The 1,223-nt window shown below is 68.5% G+C and carries 2 protein-coding genes and 1 pseudogene; 2 read left to right on the plus strand and 1 reads right to left on the minus strand.

Features of this window, described 5'->3' with window-relative positions; genetic code table 11:
• Both NQ160_RS14855 and NQ160_RS14860 read left to right on the plus strand, forming a co-directional pair.
• A pseudogene (locus NQ160_RS14855) lies at nucleotides 1-312 on the plus strand (enterochelin esterase); the annotation flags it as partial.
• A gap of 155 nt (nucleotides 313-467) precedes the next feature.
• Nucleotides 468-914 carry a DoxX family protein gene (locus NQ160_RS14860; RefSeq protein WP_257515977.1) on the plus strand — a complete coding sequence of 149 codons (447 nt, stop codon included), beginning with the start codon at nucleotides 468-470 and terminating at the stop codon, nucleotides 912-914.
• Between the two features lie 12 nt (nucleotides 915-926).
• On the opposite strand, the gene NQ160_RS14865 is transcribed toward NQ160_RS14860, so the two are convergent.
• On the minus strand, nucleotides 927-1,223 hold a 297-nt coding region (locus NQ160_RS14865), incomplete at its 5' end, for a hypothetical protein (RefSeq protein ID WP_257515976.1).

A 1,223-nucleotide genomic window follows, 5' to 3' on the forward strand; every position in this document is an offset into this window, starting at 1 on the left:
GACGGAATAGGAAGGGTGGTCGCCTTCAACGCAAGCTTCGCTCAGATGCCTGACGGCAACCCCTTCCCCGCCTTGCTGAAGACCGAACCGCGCAGACCGACGAGGATCTTCTTGCACGCGGCTCACCGTGACCTGAATTGGAATGCTCCCGCGGACAATTGGTTCGCCGAGAACCTCGAAACAGCTGCGGCGCTCGCCCGTGCCGGATACGACTTTCGGCTCGTCGTCGGAGACGGCGGACACTCCCCCAACCACGGCGGCGTGCTGCTCCCCGACGCGCTGCGCTGGCTCTGGGCTGGGGCCGCGCGCTGAGGGCGGTGGGGAACGACGTCCTCTCGCCGAGCCGCGTCCCACCGTATGTTGGGCGTACCAACGCGGCACCGAGCGCATCGTGAGGTGATGACATGAACGCAGCGCGCCGTCGCGCAGATCGCGAGTCCGCGTCGCCCACGGGCGACCGCCCGGGCATGAGCCTTCCGCAGACGATCGCCCGCTGGATGCTGGGCGCGTTTCTTCTCTTCGCCGGCATCGGCCACCTCACCTTCGCGCGCGCGTCGTTCGTCGCGCAGGTTCCCATGTGGCTCCCGCTGCCGGTCGATTTCGTGGTGCTCGCGTCAGGCGTCGTCGAGATCGCGCTGGGTCTCGCGCTGCTGGTGTGGGCGCGCCAGCGCGTGCTGATCGGGTGGATCACCGCCGCCTTCTTCGTCGCGATCTTTCCCGGAAACATCGAACAGTTCGTCAGCGGCACGGATGCCTTCGGGCTCGACACCGATCTCTCCCGTGGCATCCGCCTGCTCTTCCAGCCGCTGCTGGTGATCTGGGCGCTCTGGTCCACCGGCGCGTGGCGAGCGTGGCGTGCCCGACGCACCAGGCCACGCGTCCATCGTTCGGACCACGAAGCACGACAGCTCTGACTCCCCCGCTCGCTACGTTCGCCCCAGCTCGTGTCGGGCGGCCTTCAACGCTGACTCGTATGCGTCCTTCTGCTGCCGACCCTCGGGCCGTTCGCGACGGATGCCATAGCCTTCGGCACCTGGCTCGGCGCCGAACCCGCCGGCCCGCCCGAGCGCCTCGATCGCGTCCACGGTCGAGGCGACCGCTCCCCTGGTCTGCGCGTCGGCGGCCAGAGCCCTGTTCGACTTGCGATAGCTGAGCACAGCGACGATCAGCGCGCCGACGCCGGTCAGGGCGCCCACCAAGGAGCCGATGCTCGAGATCCAGTC

It is taken from the genome of Microbacterium sp. zg.Y909 (assembly GCF_024626565.1).